This window comes from Kitasatospora albolonga (assembly GCF_039535905.1).
GTDB classification, from domain to species: domain Bacteria; phylum Actinomycetota; class Actinomycetes; order Streptomycetales; family Streptomycetaceae; genus Kitasatospora; species Kitasatospora albolonga.
Window position 1 is genome coordinate 29163 of record NZ_BAAAYB010000082.1, and the last position, 13543, is coordinate 42705.

At 74.0% G+C, this 13543-nt stretch carries 17 protein-coding genes; 8 read left to right on the forward strand and 9 right to left on the reverse strand.

All coding sequences use genetic code 11. From position 1 onward, the window contains the following. Positions 1-26 precede the first annotated feature (26 nt). On the forward strand, positions 27-392 hold the full coding sequence (locus ABD946_RS19815; protein WP_345285393.1) for a S24 family peptidase: 366 nt from the start codon (positions 27-29) through the stop codon (positions 390-392). Here the strand turns inward: ABD946_RS19815 and ABD946_RS19820 are convergent. Genes ABD946_RS19820 through ABD946_RS19830 form a run of 3 tightly spaced genes read right to left on the reverse strand, consistent with a single transcriptional unit; the run spans position 361 to position 2650 of the window. Beyond that, a complete protein-coding gene (locus ABD946_RS19820; RefSeq protein ID WP_345285395.1) occupies positions 361-768 on the reverse strand; it encodes a hypothetical protein in 408 nt (135 codons plus the stop codon). The genes ABD946_RS19815 and ABD946_RS19820 overlap by 32 nt on opposite strands. Further along, positions 765-1442: a TVP38/TMEM64 family protein gene (locus tag ABD946_RS19825; RefSeq protein ID WP_345285397.1), complete on the reverse strand. Its 678-nt coding sequence runs from the start codon at positions 1440-1442 to the stop codon at positions 765-767. Before ABD946_RS19825 ends, ABD946_RS19820 begins: the two co-directional genes overlap by 4 nt. 35 nt (positions 1443-1477) lie before the next feature. Beyond that, positions 1478-2650, reverse strand: coding sequence for an aminotransferase class V-fold PLP-dependent enzyme (locus tag ABD946_RS19830; RefSeq protein ID WP_345285399.1), 1173 nt, complete (start codon positions 2648-2650; stop codon positions 1478-1480). 371 nt (positions 2651-3021) lie between these two features. Here ABD946_RS19830 and ABD946_RS19835 point away from each other — a divergent pair, with 371 nt between their 5' ends. Both ABD946_RS19835 and ABD946_RS19840 read left to right on the forward strand, forming a co-directional pair. Continuing rightward, positions 3022-4449, forward strand: a complete 1428-nt coding sequence (locus ABD946_RS19835; protein WP_345285401.1) for a cytochrome P450 — start codon at positions 3022-3024, stop codon at positions 4447-4449. Next, positions 4446-5357 carry a terpene synthase family protein gene (locus tag ABD946_RS19840; RefSeq protein WP_345285403.1) on the forward strand — a complete coding sequence of 304 codons (912 nt, stop codon included), beginning with the start codon at positions 4446-4448 and terminating at the stop codon, positions 5355-5357. The genes ABD946_RS19835 and ABD946_RS19840 overlap by 4 nt, the downstream gene beginning before the upstream one ends. 69 nt (positions 5358-5426) lie before the next feature. On the opposite strand, the gene ABD946_RS19845 is transcribed toward ABD946_RS19840, so the two are convergent. The 4 genes from ABD946_RS19845 to ABD946_RS19860 all read right to left on the reverse strand — a co-directional run bounded on the left by ABD946_RS19845 (position 5427) and on the right by ABD946_RS19860 (position 8212). Continuing rightward, complete coding sequence (locus ABD946_RS19845; protein ID WP_345285405.1) at positions 5427-5981, reverse strand: EF-hand domain-containing protein; 555 nt, start codon at positions 5979-5981, stop codon at positions 5427-5429. Between the two features lie 71 nt (positions 5982-6052). Further along, positions 6053-7039, reverse strand: coding sequence for a deoxyribonuclease IV (locus ABD946_RS19850; protein ID WP_345285407.1), 987 nt, complete (start codon positions 7037-7039; stop codon positions 6053-6055). Between the two features lie 128 nt (positions 7040-7167). After that, a complete protein-coding gene (locus ABD946_RS19855; protein WP_345285409.1) occupies positions 7168-7383 on the reverse strand; it encodes a DUF397 domain-containing protein in 216 nt (71 codons plus the stop codon). Further along, complete coding sequence (locus ABD946_RS19860; RefSeq protein ID WP_345285411.1) at positions 7352-8212, reverse strand: helix-turn-helix domain-containing protein; 861 nt, start codon at positions 8210-8212, stop codon at positions 7352-7354. Before ABD946_RS19860 ends, ABD946_RS19855 begins: the two co-directional genes overlap by 32 nt. A 149-nt stretch (positions 8213-8361) precedes the next feature. On the opposite strand from ABD946_RS19860, the gene ABD946_RS19865 reads away from it, so the two are divergent. Next, on the forward strand, positions 8362-8556 hold the full coding sequence (locus ABD946_RS19865; RefSeq protein WP_345285413.1) for a hypothetical protein: 195 nt from the start codon (positions 8362-8364) through the stop codon (positions 8554-8556). Positions 8557-8622: 66 nt separating this feature from the next. Then, positions 8623-9198, forward strand: a complete 576-nt coding sequence (locus ABD946_RS19870; RefSeq protein ID WP_345285414.1) for an O-methyltransferase — start codon at positions 8623-8625, stop codon at positions 9196-9198. A gap of 290 nt (positions 9199-9488) precedes the next feature. On the opposite strand, the gene ABD946_RS19875 is transcribed toward ABD946_RS19870, so the two are convergent. Further along, positions 9489-10694 (reverse strand): MFS transporter, encoded by a 1206-nt coding sequence (locus ABD946_RS19875; protein ID WP_380150053.1) that lies wholly within the window; start codon positions 10692-10694, stop codon positions 9489-9491. A 103-nt stretch (positions 10695-10797) separates the two neighbouring features. Here ABD946_RS19875 and ABD946_RS19880 point away from each other — a divergent pair, with 103 nt between their 5' ends. Beyond that, entirely contained in the window at positions 10798-12003 is a 1206-nt protein-coding gene (locus tag ABD946_RS19880) for an ROK family transcriptional regulator (protein WP_345285416.1), read from the forward strand. 57 nt (positions 12004-12060) lie between these two features. Here the strand turns inward: ABD946_RS19880 and ABD946_RS19885 are convergent, their stop codons facing one another. Continuing rightward, complete coding sequence (locus tag ABD946_RS19885) at positions 12061-12255, reverse strand: hypothetical protein (protein ID WP_345285418.1); 195 nt, start codon at positions 12253-12255, stop codon at positions 12061-12063. Positions 12256-12401: 146 nt separating this feature from the next. On the opposite strand from ABD946_RS19885, the gene ABD946_RS19890 reads away from it, so the two are divergent. Together ABD946_RS19890 and ABD946_RS19895 are read left to right on the forward strand one after the other, a co-directional pair. Beyond that, the gene (locus tag ABD946_RS19890; RefSeq protein WP_345285420.1) at positions 12402-12812 is read left to right on the forward strand and encodes a TOBE domain-containing protein; all 411 of its coding nucleotides are present in this window, start codon (positions 12402-12404) and stop codon (positions 12810-12812) included. Beyond that, positions 12812-13513, forward strand: coding sequence for a glycerophosphodiester phosphodiesterase (locus tag ABD946_RS19895; protein ID WP_345285422.1), 702 nt, complete (start codon positions 12812-12814; stop codon positions 13511-13513). Before ABD946_RS19890 ends, ABD946_RS19895 begins: the two co-directional genes overlap by 1 nt. Positions 13514-13543 lie beyond the last annotated feature (30 nt).

The following is a 13543-nucleotide window of genomic DNA, read 5'->3' on the forward strand; positions in this document are numbered from 1 at the left end:
GACGCTCCCGCTGGGACGATCGCCGGATGGGTGCATTGGACGCGGTGGCGGCCCGGGTGGCCGCCGGGGCCGTGGTGGAGTTCCGGCCGAGCGGCGACTCGATGGTCCCGCTGATCCGCAGCAGGCAACTGGTGACCGTGGCCCCGGTCGACCCGGCCAAGGTCGAGGTGGGCGACATCGTGCTGGCCCGGGTCGCGGGGACGGTCTACGTGCACCTGGTCTCGGCCCTCGACCGGACCAGGAGGCGCGTCCAGATCAGCAACAACCGCGGCCGGGTGAACGGCTGGACCGGCCACGACCGCGTCTTCGGCATCTGTACGGCGGTCGAAGGGATCCCGCGGGCCGGGGCGGCGGCGAAGGTCAGGGGCCTTCCGTCCGACGCCACGCGTTGAGCGGGGACGGCTGGAGGACGAGTGCGTTCGCGAGGTTGAGCACGCGGATGGAGCCGGTGGGGAAGCGGACGGTGATGCCGTCGGCGAAGTCCTCGGCGCCGTACTGGTGACGGACCCTGCGGACGGAGCGGATGGGCTCGCCGACGAACGGGGTCATGGGGAAGCCGGGCGGGTCGTCCTGCACCGGTGTGTGGACGGGGTCGGGCGGGGTGAGGTCCAGGGTCAGGCCTCCGTCCTGGGCGGCGAAGCGGACGGGGCCGAGGTCCTCCAGGTGCCACCACATGTGGAGGAGGGACGGTTCGGCTGCCTCGGGTTGCTGCCAGGCGGCGGTCACGCGCACCAGGCGGCGTCCGACGAGGTCCTCGGTGGAGATCATCCGGTGATGCTCTCATGGTGTTCGGCCACCCGGTCCGCCCGGGCGCGGCGGGAGGTGTGCCAGAAGGAGTACAGGCTGCCCGCGCAGAGGAGGGCGACGGCGGAGGCGGAGACGAGGAAGGCGGGGGAGGTGGGGTCGGAGGCGCTGGCGCCGGCGGTGACGTAGGCGGCGGTGCCCGGGATGACGCCGAGCGCGGTGGCGGCGGTGAAGGGGAGCGCGCGGACGCCGGAGAAGGCGGCGGCGTAGTTGGCGCCCTGGAAGGGGATGCCGGGGATCAGGCGCAGCAGCAGGACGGAGCGGAAGCCCCGGTCGCTGAGGTGGCGGTCCAGGGCGGTGAGGACGCGGCCGCGCAGCAGGGGCCGGACGGCGTCGCGGCCGAGGGTGCGGCCGAGGGCGAAGGCCAGCAGCGCGCCTAGGGTGGTGGCGGCGACCGCGACGGGGATGCCCTGGGCGGCGCCGAGGAAGAGGCCGGCGGCGGCGTTGAGGGCGGGCTTGGGGACGAAGGCGACGGTCGCCGCGGCGTAGACCAGCAGGAAGAGCGGGGCCGGGACCCCGCCCTCCAGCAGCTCGGTCGGGCTCCAGAGCAGCAGGGAGCCGGCCGCGGCCGCGAGCACGCAGAGCAGCGCCCCGAGCCGGAGCCAGGGCGAGCGGGCACACCGTGCGAGGACTGTCACCCGGTGAGCGTAACCCGGAGGGGAGGCGGGGGAGGTCAGGCCTTGGGCCGGGGGAGGGCGTCGAGCAGGCGGGAGAGTTCGTCCTCGGTGTTGTAGTAGTGGACGGAGGCCCGGACCACCGTCGGCAGGCCGCGGGCGCCGAGGTCCCACTGGGCGCTGGTGGCCCAGGAGACGGAGACGTTGACGTCGCGGGAGCGGAGCAGTGCGGCGACGTCCGGGGAGTCGTGGCCGTCGACGGTGAAGCTGACGATGGCCGAGCGGCGCAGCCCCTGGTCGTGGACGTGGACGCCGGGCAGTGCGGCCAGGCCCTCCCGGAGGCGGGCGGCGAGTGCGGTGACGCGGCGTTCGATGGCGTCCAGGCCGAGCTCCAGGGCGGCGTCCACCGCGACGCCGAGGCCGATCTTGCCGGCGTAGAAGGTCTCCCAGGTCTCGAAGCGGCGGGCGTCCGGGCGGACCTCGTACGACTCGGGGCCGGTCCAGGTGGCCGCGTGCAGGTCCAGGAAGGGCGGCTCCAGACGCTCCGTCAGGCGGCGGGAGGAGTAGAGGAAACCGGTGCCGCGCGGGCCGCGCAGGAACTTGCGGCCGGTCGCGGTGAGCAGGTCGCAGCCGATCTCGGCGACGTCCACCGGGAGCTGGCCGACCGACTGGCAGGCGTCGAGGAGGTAGGTGACGTCGAACTCGCGGGCCACCTTCCCGATCTCGGCGGCCGGGTTGACCAGGCCGCCCTGGGTGGGCACGTGGGTGACGGCGATCAGGCGCACCCGCTCGTCCATCATCGAGCGCAGCGCCTCGACCGAGAGCTGCCCGTGCTCGTCGTCCGGGACGGTCTCGACGCTGACCCCGTACCGGTGGGCGGTCTGCAGGAAGGCGATCGCGTTGGAGGCGTACTCGGCCCGGGCGGTGAGGATGCGGTCGCCGGGGGCGAAGCGCAGGGCGTAGAAGGCCATGTCCCAGGCGCGGGTGGCGTTCTCCGTGACGGCGATCTCGTCGCGGTCGGCGCCGAGCAGGCGGGCCAGCGCGTCGTAGGTGTGCTCGATCCGGTCCTGGGCGGCGGCCGCGGCCTCGTAGCCGCCGATGGTGGCCTCCAGCTCCAGGTGGGAGGTGACGGCGTCCAGGGTCCGCCGGGACATCAGGGCGGCACCGGCGTTGTTGAGGTGCGCCTTGTGGGCGCAGCCCGGGGTGTCCCGGCGGAGCGACTCGATGTCCATGTCCGTGCTGCCTCTTCCGGTAGGGGACGTGCGTGCCGCACACCACCATCCCAGACCGGGGGCGCGGGAGGGAGGGGAGGCCGAACGGTGGCAGGACGGCGGGCGGACGGGTGAAAGGGGCCAGTGGGCCGAGCCGGTGACCTATGGTCAGCTCTTTCGCGGACCGGCTGCTCCGTTGGGACGGGGGGCGTTGCCCTGGGTGGCCGGAGCGCGGGGTGGCGAAGGAGCGGGGTCCGGCGAGGTCACGGGCGGGGCGGTCATCTCTTTGGGTGGCGGGCGATTTGTGCCGAATTCTCCCGGGGCGGAGAGTGGGCGGCCGTCCCCATCCCAGGCCGCCGCCTGGGGCCCTTCCCGAGAGCGAGGCGATCCGCATGTCCGTGCCACCCGTCCCCTTCGCACCGGGGAGACTCCCCGGACTCGGCCACGCACCGGCCCTGCTCCGCGACCCGCTCGGCTTCCTCGGCTCGCTCTCCCGCACCGGGGAGGTGGTCCGGATCGGCCTCGGCCCGCGCACCGTCCACGTGGTCACCAGCCCCGCCCTGGTGCACGCCCTGCTCACCCCGCTGGCCCGCACCTGCCCGCGCGGCGCCGTGCAGCAGACCCTGCGGGACGCCTTCGGCGACGGCCTGCTGATGAGCGAGGGAACCGCCCACCGCGACCGCCGGCGCTCGCTCCAACCCGCCTTCACCGCCGAGCGGGTGGCCGGGTACGTCCCGCTGGTGGAACGCCTGGCCCGGGAGCGGATCGGCGCCTGGCAGCCCGGCCGCACCGTGGACGTGGCCCGGGAGATGAACCACCTCGCGCTGGAGATCGTCACCGGTGCCCTCTTCGGTGCCCGGCTGCGCCCCGCCCACACCGGCGCCTTCCACCGGGCCCTGCCCGAACTGGTGAAGGGTCAGATCATCCAGTCGCTCTGGCCGCACCCGGCGCTGGCCCGCCTCCCGCTGCCGGTCAACCGCCGCTTCGCCGCCGCCGTCCGGGTGCTCAACCGGGTGGTCGACCAGGCCGTCCGCACCCCGTCCGACGACGAGGCCGGACCGCTGCTCGCCCTCCTGCGCACCGTCACCGACCCGGCCACCGGCCGCCCGCTCGACGAGCACGCCGTCCGCTCCGAGGCCATCGCCATGTTCGGCGCCGGCACCGAGACGGTCTCCACCACCCTCAGCTGGCTCTGCCAGGAGCTGCTCGACCATCCCGAGGTGCATCGCGAGCTGCTCGCCGAGCTCGACCAACAGCTGCGACCCGGGGAGGAGTTGAGCATCGAGACGATCGAACGGCTGCCCTACCTGCGCCGGGTGCTGCGCGAGGTGCTCCGGCTGCACGCCCCCAACGCCTTCCTGATGCGCACCGCCGCCGAACAGGTCCGGCTCGGCCCGTACACCGTCCCGGCCGGGGCCGAACTCCTGTACAGCCTCACCGCCCTGCACCGCGACCCCTCCCGCCACACCGACCCGCTGCTCTTCGACCCGGACCGCCCGCTCTCCACCGAACGGCACGCCTTCCTGCCCTTCGGCGCCGGCAAGCACCGCTGCATCGGCGAGGCCTTCGCCTGGATGGAGCTGGCGGTGGTCGCGGTCACCCTGCTGCGGACCTGGCGGCTGCGGCCGGTGGCCGGGGCCAGGGCCCGCGAGGTGGTGTGGACGACGGTGCAGGCCCAGGGGGTCCGGCTCAAGCCCGAACGGCTGACGGCCCGTCTGCTGCCCGCACCCGCGAGCGCTCCCGCCGCCGAGGGGCCCGCCGCCGAGGCGCCCGCCTTCGAGAGACCGGCCCGGCGCGGCGCCCCGGCGGGACGCCGGTGAACTCCGCGCTGGAGGCCCGCAGTCAGGAGGAGCTCCGGCACCAGGACTGGCTGCTCCGGCACGGACTGATCCGCCGGCACGGGCTGGAGCGCTACCGGGCCTACGGCCTACCGGAGTTGATCGACCTCAGCTACCCCGGAGCCCCCGCGCGGGAGCGCCGGCTGCTGCTGGACGTGCTCGGCTGGTTCACCCTGCTGGACGACCACTTCGACGGACCGATCGGCCACCACCCGCCCAGCGCGGGCGAGTTCACCGGCCGCCTGATCGCCGTCACCAGGGCCGCGGGCCGGCCGAGGGTGCCGCTGCTGCCCCCGGCCGACCGGGGCGACGCCCTGCTCGGGGCGTGGACGGAGCTCTGGTACCGCCAGTGCCTGGGGCGCAGCCGCCGCTGGCGCAGGCGCGCGGCCCGGGACTGGGCCGACTGTCTGCGCACCTTCGTCACGGAGACCGAGCACCGCAGCCGGGGCACCCTGCCCGGCGGGCTGCCGGCCGTGCTGATGCGCCGGCACGCCAGCTGCCTCTACCCGTTCATGAACCTGCTGGAGCGGGTGGCCGACCGCGAACTGCCCCGCGGGCTCTGCCTGCGGGCGGACTGGAGACGGCTGCGCGCGCAGACCGCCGACGCGGCCACGCTGATCAACGACCTGTTCTCGCTGGAGCGGGAGGAGAGGCAGGGCAACGGGTTCAACACCGTCACGCTGCTGCGCCGGGAGTTCGGGCTGAGCCGGGAGACGGCCCGGCGGGTGGTGGCGGACCGGACGGCGGGGCTGCGGGCCGAGAGCGAGCTGCTGCGCAGCGGGCTGGTGCTGCGTCACCCGGGTGCCCGCTGGTACCTGGAGGGGACCAGGCAGCTGGTGGACGGGGTGTACGCCTGGACGAGTGCGAGCCGGCGCTACCGCTCGTCCTGAGACGGGTGCGGTTCCGGCGGCCGCGCCGTGGTGGTGCCCCCCGCTCCACCACCACGGCGCGGCGGGGCGTCAGCGCAGCGGGCCGAACAGCCAGTTCCCCGGGGTGTCCGCCTCCTCGCTGGTGTAGTACTCCTCGACGGCGTGGCAGACCTGGTTGAGGCTGATCGCGCCGTCCCCGTCGGTGTCGAGCATGGTGAAGGCGACCTCGAGCTTCTCCTGCTTCAGGCCCAGCGTGCGGCCGTACATGGTGATGAACTGCTCGCGGCTGAGCCACCCGTCGTCGTCGGTGTCGCACAGCTCCAGCCAGGCCCGGAGCATGGTGTTCATCCGCCCGAGGAAGCCGGCCCGGTCGGTGGCGACGGCCTTGCGGACCCCGGCCCGCCACTCCTCGCGGTCGATGGAGCCCTTGTGGGCGGTGTCCATCGGGATCAGGTCGATGTCCCAGAGGGCGGCGAAGGCGCCCTCCAGGCGGGCCACCACGCTGAGCGAGTGGCTGTCGAAGGCCGAACTCAGGCGCGAGGCCAGCGAGATCAGGTCCTCTTCGCGGATGTGCCCGTCCCGGTCGGTGTCCAACATGTCGAAGGAACGGTCGAGCTTCTGGTCGAGCACGGTGCGCGTGGTCATTCGGGTTCCCCTCCCCGGCCCCTCCGGGCCGTCGGTCGCCCGGGACCTACCCCGGCGGCGGGGGCCGAGTCTCACTCGTTGGAGTGGTTTGACTGATCGTCAGACTGCTTCTCTCCGAGGGGATTTGTGTTCCGCAGGGATTTGAGCAGAGCGATGTCGGCGGCATGCCGAACGCCCTCCACCCGGTCCGGGTCGTGGCGTCCGTCCGGGGTCTCGATCACGAACGGGACGCCCTCGGTCGCGGGGTGGGCGAGCAGCGCCGCGAAGGCGGCCGCGCCGATGTGTCCGGCGCCGATGTTCTGGTGGCGGTCCTTGCGGGCTCCGACCACGTCCATCGAGTCGTTGGCGTGCACCAGCCGCAGGCGGCCGGGGCCGGCTGCGGCGGTGAGCGCGTCCAGCGTCTTGGCGACGCCCTCGGGGTCCGCCAGGTCGTGCCCGGCGGCGAAGGCGTGGCAGGTGTCGAGGCACACCCCCACCTTGGGGTGGTGGTCCAGCGCCTCGACGTAGGCGGCCAGGTCCTCCATCCGGGAGCAGAGCGAGCTGCCCTGCCCGGCGGTGGGCTCCAGCAGCAGCCAGGGTGCGGCCTCGCCGAGCGCGTCGAGCTCGTCCAGCAGGGGACGGACGTCCTCGCGCACCTGGCGCATCGCGGCCGCGTACCGGGAGCCGCCGCCCGGTTCCTGCCCGACGGCGGAACCGGTGTGCACCACCACGCCGAGGGCACCGATCCGGTGACCCCGGCTCAGCGAGTGGCGCAGGGAGTCGGCCGAGCGCTCCCGGGTCGCGGTGCTGTCCGAGCCGAAGTTGATCAGGTAGGGCGCGTGCACGTAGGCCGGGATGCCGGACTCCGCGCACGCCGCCCTGAACTCCTCGTCGCGGGCCGGGTCGCCGGACGGCGTGGCCCAGCCGCGCGGGTTGGCGACGAAGACCTGCACGGCCTCGGCGCCGACCCGCTCCGCGTACGCCAGCCCGGTGCCGACCAGTCCGCGGCCGGCCACCGGTACGTGGGCGCCGACGGGGTTGCGGAGGACGGGTGGGGCGGGCGGAGCTGCGTGGTTCATGGCCCCGAGGGTAGCCGGGCCGTCGTCCGGATCGACGGCCAGGACCCGGGGGCGGGTCGGTGTGGGGGGTGGGGCTCAGGCCTGGACCGGACCTCGAAGGGCCTCGATCAGACCCCGGAGGGCCTGGATCAGACCTCGAAGCCCGCGGCCCAGGTGGCGAACGCGGCCCAAGCTGCGGTGCCGAACTCCAGGTGCGGGCCCTGCGGGTCCTTGGAGTCGCGGACCGGGACGACGCCGTGCGCGGCGGAGAGGTTGAGGGCCGGCTGCACGCAGTTGCCGCCGGACGCCCCGCTGTAGCTCGACGACTGCCAGTCAGCTCGGTTCAGCTCGCTGTTCGTCAGCATGGTTCTGGTGCTCCTTAGCTACCTTTTCAACGAGGTTCAGCGACGCTTCGGGTGAGAGTGCGTCGGCCCGAGCCAGGTCGTAGGAGAGTCTCAACTCCCTTACCCGGTCGGGGTTTTCGACCAGCACACCGGTATGCGGCGCCTCGACGTACCCCGTGTCCGGGGTGCCGTCGGTGAAGGACATTAGCGTCATCGAACCCTCCAGCAACGCATGCGCCCCACGGGACGTCTCCAGTACCTGGATCACCACCATTCTTGACCGGACCAGGCCAAGCAGCTTCGTCAACTGATCAGCCATCGTGTCAAAACCGCCCACCGGTCGACGAATGGCATTTTCCGAAAGAAGCCACCACAACAGCGGACGTGTTGGACCGGTGAGCAGTTGTTGTCGTCCCAGGCGCGCTGCGACCTTCTCCTCGATCAGTTCCGGTCGGGCCAAGGGCAATCCGGCTTCGAATACTGCACGCATGTACCCCTCGGTCTGACCGAGCCCGGGGATCAGGTCCCCGCCGTACTCCAGCATCTGGCAGGCCCGGGGCTCGAGTTCGGCGTACGACTTGAAGAAGCTGGGGAACTGGCCGCGGGTCACGTGCGGCCAGAGCTTCGAGAAGATCCCGGCCGCGTCGAGGGTGGCGTCGACCCGTTCGGCGAACTCCCGGGTCGGCGTGCGCCGGCCGGTCTCGATCTGACCGATCAACGACCCGGTGTAGCCGAGGAGATCACCGAGGCCCTCCTGGCTGAGCCGGGCCTTGGTGCGGTGGTCGCGCAGCTCCGAACCGAAGAGCGCCAGCATGGATTCGGACGGGTCGAGCTCACGCGGACTGGGCATCGGTGCAGGGTCCCCCGGTCTGTCGGATCGGTTGTTGGATCGTCACCTCTGGCCTTGGTAGCTCTCCGTGTCGATCCTGTTACCAAGCTAGTCGATCGACTTCCCGGTCGGCAGGACAACGAGGCAGTGCGCGACAACGGAGGTCGGCGATGGGTGAGTTGACGGAGCGGGTGGCCGAGCGGATGCAGGTCCGGGGTGAGTACGGCAGCCGCCGGGACTTCGACCGGGCCGAGTACGTCTCCGGCGCCGCACTGTCCTTCGGCGAGTGCGGGTGTCCGATGCCGGACTGCCCGATCCGGGCGGGCGACGGCGAGCGCCTGCGCCTGGACCGTCGGATGCCCTAGGTACGTCGCCGCGGTGGGCTCGGAAACTGCTTGTGCCGGCCGTGGTGGAGCGGTGATCATCGCCGGATGGACGACGAACCGAGAGAACTGCCCGCGTCCCTGGCCGCGTTGCGGGAGGCCGCCCGTCGAGCCGGGTTCACCATGTCGAGCGAGGCGCGGACCGGGGCGCTGCTCGCGACGCTGGCCGCCGCCCGCCCGGGCGGCCGACTGCTGGAGCTCGGCACCGGGGTCGGAGAAGGCACCGCCTGGCTGCTGGACGGGATGGACGAGAAGGCGTCACTGGTGACGGTGGAGCTGGACGAGGAGCTGCAGGCGGTGGCGCGCGAGCAGTTCGCGGCGGACAGCCGGGTCTCCTTCGTCCGGGCCGACGGCGGCGCCTGGCTGACGGAGTACCAGGGGCCGCTCTTCGACCTGGTCTTCGCGGACACCTGGCCGGGGAAGTTCACCCACCTCGACCGGGCCCTGGAACTGGTCGCCCCCGGCGGCTGCTACCTGATCGACGACCTGCTGCCGCAGCCCGGCTGGCCGGCCGGACACCAGGAGGCCGTGGACGCGCTGCTCGCGGAGCTCGCGGCGCGCCCCGACTTCCGCAGCGTCCGGCTCGACTGGGCCGGCGGACTGCTGCTCGCCGTCCGCCGCTGACCCGGCGTCAGCCGGACGCAGGACCGGCGCCCGCTCCCCGGAGCGCGGCCCAGAAGCCGTCGGCCCCTCCTGGCTGCATCCGGGAGGGGCCGACTCGTGTCCGCAGGCCCAGGGCCTGTCCGGTGGATCCTGCCGGGCGCGCGACGCCGGACCGTCCCGCCCGGACGCGCGCCCGAATCATCCGCGCCCGTCCAGGGCGGGGCCGACTCGGGCGCACGCCCGGACGAGCGCCCGACGCCGCGCGCCGATCCGACGGGATCCGCCGGACGGGCCTTGGGCGTCGGCGGGGCTCAGTGGGTGGTGACGCTGTCGTTCGGGACGGTGCCGGCCACCTTGTCGGACGGGCGGTTCTGGCGCAGCGCCCCCGCGCCGAGCACCATCGCGGCGGTGAGTGCGGTGACCACGGTGAAGGAGACGGTCAGCGAGCTGGCCTGGGCGATGCCGCCGACGATCGCCGGGGCGACCAGGCCGGAGGTGTAGGTGATGGTGGCGACGCCCGCGATGGAGCGGCTCGGGTCACCGCCGGCGCGGCCGGCCGCGGCGAAGGCGAGCGGGACCACCACCGCGATGCCGATGCCGATCAGCGCGAAGCCCGGGATGGCGGCCCACGCCGAGTCGGTGGCGATCACCAGCAGCCCGCCGGCCGTGGCCAGCGAACCGCCGACGCGGACCGAGCGCACCGCGCCGAGGCGCTGCACCAGCAGGTCCCCGAGCAGCCGGGCCACCGTCATGGTCGCCGCGAAGGCGGTGTAGCAGGCGGCCGCCACGCTGGGGGAGGCGCCCGTGACGTCCCGCAGGTAGACGCCGCTCCAGTCCATCGAGGCGCCCTCGGCGAAGACCGCGCAGAAGCCGACCAGCCCGATCGCCAGGGCCGAACGCGGCGGCAGCGCGAAGCGCGGCGGCTCCTCGGCGCCGGGAGCGGGACGGACGTCCAGCAGTCCGCCGCAGACCGCGTAGCCGGCGGCCGCCAGCACCAGCGCGGTGAGCGCCAGCTGGATCCGGGCGTCGAACTGCTGGTGCGCGGCGAGCACGCCGAAGCCGGAGGCCAGCAGGCCGCCGGCGCTCCACATGCCGTGCAGGCCGGACATGATGGAGCGTCCGTAGCGCTGCTCCACCTCGACGCCCTGGGCGTTCATCGCCACGTCCGACATGCCGGAGGTGCCGCCGTAGACCAGCAGGGCCAGGAAGAGCGTCGGCAGGTTGACGGCCGTCGCGGGCAGCGCCAGCGACAGGCACCAGAGCACCAGCAGCCAGCGGACGGCCGCGAGGGCCCCGTACCGGTGCACGATCCGGCCGGCCAGCGGCATGGCGAGCGAGGCGCCGACCGCCGGGGCGACCAGGGCCAGACCGAGCTGACCGGGGCTCAGGTCGAGGTGGTCCTGGAGCCACGGGATGCGGCTGACGAAGCTGCCGGTGACGGCACCGTGCACGGCGAAGACCAGGGCGATCCGCACCCTGGCGCGGCGGACCTGCTGACCGGACTCCATGGTCTCCATGGTGAGGCGTCCCCCTTAGGACTGACGGAACGAGCGGGTGGTGGCAGGGCGATAAGCTATCAGGAAGGGAACCTGATAGATAGCTCTGGAAGGATGCGGTCCCATGACCATCGCGCGCACGGCCACGCCGAGCACCGCCCGCGCCATCAACGACCGCCTGGCGCTCGACCTGCTGCTGGCCCAGGGGCCGCTCACCGCCACCGAGCTGCGCGGGCTGACCGGCCTCTCCCGGCCGACCGTCGCCGACCTGCTGGAGCGGCTCCAGCGCGGCGGCCTGGTCACGGTGGCGGGGGAGAGCGGCGAGCAGCGCCGCGGGCCGAACGCCCGGCTCTACGCCCTGGTCGCCGACCGGGCCCACCTGGCCGGGATCGACGTCCGGGCCACCGGGGTCACCCTGGTGGTGGCCGACCTGACGGGCCGTACGGTGGCCACCGCCGAGGTGTCGGCCGGGCCGGAGCACGGGGCGGATCTGACGGGCCGTACGTTGAAGGCGCTGGCGGAGGCCTGCGCCGGGGCCGGGGTGCGGCGGCTGCACACCGTCGCGGTCGGTGCCCCCGGGGTGGTGGACCCGGCCACCGGGGAGCTGCACAACTCCGGCCAACTGCCGCGCTGGCACGCCGAACTGCTGGCCGGCCTGCGGGCCCAGCCGGAGACCGAGGTGCTGCTGGAGAACGAGGTCAACCTGGCCGGGATCGCCGAGCACCGGATCGGCGCCGCCCAGGGGCGCGAGGACTTCGTGCTGTTCTGGCTAGGCCACGGCACCGGCGCCTCGGTGGTGCTCGGCGGCCGGCTGCGCCGGGGTGCCTCCGGCGGCACCGGGGAGATCGGCTTCCTGCCGGTGCCCGGCACCGGCGGGCTGCCCACCGCCGACGGCTGCGACAACGGCTTCGACTCCACGGTCAGCAGCCGCGCGGTCTGCGAACTGGCCCGGGAGCACGGGCTGACCGTGCCGCCGGGCGGCCCGGTGGAGCAGGCCGAGGGCGTGCTGCGGGCCGCCGTGGAGGCGGGTGGGGCCGCGGGGGCCGGCGGGTCCGCGGAGGCGGCCTTCCTGACGGAGCTGGCCGAACGGATCGCGATCGGGGTGGCGGCGGTCTGCGTGGTGCTCGACCCGGGCTGCGTGGTGCTCGGCGGGGAGCTCGGCCGGGCCGGCGGGGCGGAGCTGGCGGCGCTGGTGGAACGCCGGCTGGCGGGCCTGTGCCCGTTCACCACCGAGGTGCGGCCCGGTGCGGCCGGGGGCGGCGCCGTCCTCGCGGGCGCGGTGCTCACCGCCGGCGACGCGGTCCGCCGCGACTTCTTCGGCGAGCCCTGACCGCAACCCGGGTCTGACGCGGGTTCAGGGGACGAGGCTGCGGGGCCGGGCCGGGGGTCAGGCGGCGGGGGAGCGCAGGGCCGGCATGCCCAGGGCGACGGCGGCGAGCAGGCCCGCGACCACCACGACCGTCACCAGCAGCCCGCCCAGCACCCGGCGGACCGAGCGCGGCTCGGGCTCCGGCGGGGTGACGTTGCTCTGGTAGCGCTCCGCCTCGGCTATGAAGGCGAACGGGACGGGCTCGGGTGCCATGCTCTGCTGCTCCTGGATCGCTCGGGTTCCACTGACCGTTCTGTCCAGTTTAAGCCCGGTAAAACCCTGACTGGCCGTTACCTGACGCCGCCCCGGATGCGGCAGGATGATCCCGGTACTGCCCACCCTCGTGTCAGGAGCCCCGCATGGCCGACCGGCCGGTCCACCCCTACCGCATCGGCGAGGCCGCCGCGCTGCTCGGCGTCAGCACCGACACGGTGCGCCGCTGGGTGGATGCCGGGCGGGTGGCGGCGGAGCGGGACGAGCACGGTCACCGGATCATCGGCGGCGCCGAACTGGCGGCCTTCGCCCGGGAGTTGGCCAAGCCGGAGAACGCCGAGGCGGAGGGTCGCCCGTCGTCCGCGCGCAACCGCTTCCCCGGCATCGTGACCGAGGTACTGCTCGGCGACGTGGCCGCCCAGGTGGAGATCCAGGCCGGGCCGTTCCGGGTGGTCTCGCTGATCAGCCGGGAGTCCGCCGAGGAACTGCGGCTGGTGCCCGGGGCTCGGGCCACCGCGGTGATCAAGTCCACCAACGTCGTGGTGGAGCGCGGTTGATGGCCGTCGCCCGTGCCCTCGCCGTCGCCCACCGGGGCGACCCGTACCGCTTCCGCGAGAACACCCTGCCCTCCGTCGAGTCGGCCTTCGCCGCCGGGGCCGACGCGGTGGAGGTCGACGTCCAGCTCACCCGCGACGGCGTCCCGGTGCTGCTGCACGACCTGACGCTGCGCCGGCTCTGGGAGGACCAGCGCCCGATCGGCTCCGTCACCCTCGCCCAGCTGGAGGAGATCGGTGCGCCGGGGATGCGGGTCCCGACCCTGGCCGAGGCACTGAAGGCCGCCGCCGCGTACCCCGGCGCCCGGATGCTGCTCGATCTGGACGGCCCGGGCCCGGCCGCCGCCGCGCACGAGGTGGTGCGCGGGCTGGGAGCCGAGCGCTCCACCGGCTGGTGCGGGCCGGCGTCCGCGATGCTGGCCGTCCGTGCGCTCGACCCGGCGGCCGAGCTGGCGCTGACCTGGAAGCTCCCGCAGCAGCCCGCCGCCACCCTGCTGGCCGACCTGCGCCCGCGCTACCTCAACCCGCCGTTCGGCCTGCTGGACGCGGACTACGTCCGGGCCGCCGCGGACAGCGGACTGGCCGTCAGCACCTGGACCGCCGACCGCCGCCGCACCATGGTCCGGCTGCTGGCCCTCGGGGTGGCCTCCGTGACCAGCAACCGCATCGGGCTGTTGCGCAGGGTGGTGGACGGCGCGCGGTAGCCGGCCGCCGATCCGGACATTCCGTCAGAT